This window comes from Okeania hirsuta (assembly GCF_003838195.1).
Taxonomy (GTDB): Bacteria; Cyanobacteriota; Cyanobacteriia; order Cyanobacteriales; family Microcoleaceae; genus Okeania; species Okeania hirsuta.
In genome coordinates, this window is sequence record NZ_RCBY01000686.1 from 1 (window position 1) to 589 (window position 589).

Annotated in this window: 1 pseudogene; it reads left to right on the plus strand. The window is 31.9% G+C overall.

The features are described 5' to 3' along the window. Positions 1-201 (plus strand): annotated as a pseudogene (locus D5R40_RS42275) (ThiF family adenylyltransferase); the annotation flags it as partial. Positions 202-589: the final 388 nt, after the last annotated feature.

Consider the following 589-nt stretch of genomic DNA (forward strand, 5'->3'; position numbering starts at 1 on the left):
CTTCCTTCTTCCTTCCAAACTATGTTTTTTCACGAACAAATTTACCGCAGTTCAGAAGTTATGACAAAGCTAAAAAATTTGTCAATAACTATTTGTGGTGCAGGTGCTTTAGGAGCAAATATTACTGAAAATTTAGCTCGTTCTGGGTTGGATATGCTAGCCATTTTTGCCCTTTTAATTGACAAGCAAGGAATAATCTAAGAGGTTTTAAAAGTTGGAAATATTCCTCTAATTGAGGCAAATTTGGTTCTTCTACAAATTTTGCTATTTTGTCATTAATTGGTTGAAAAATTCCCCAACCTTCAATTTTTTTAGGTTGAGTTTGAAAGGTATAAACCATTCCTGCTACTTTTGTTTTGACTCGCCCATTTCTTATACAAGGTGCTAGAAATTGAATATTATTTAATTGTGCTTCTTGAGCAGCTAATTTGTTTAATAAATTTCAAATATCTGTCATAGTTTTTGATTTATTGAAGAAGGAAGAAGGAAGAGGGAAAAAGGAAGAAAGAAGAAGGAATAAGTAATATCATGTCTGTTGGTATCGTTTGTGTAAAAGTTAGCGTGGATATCTACAGGAAATTTAAGTTTT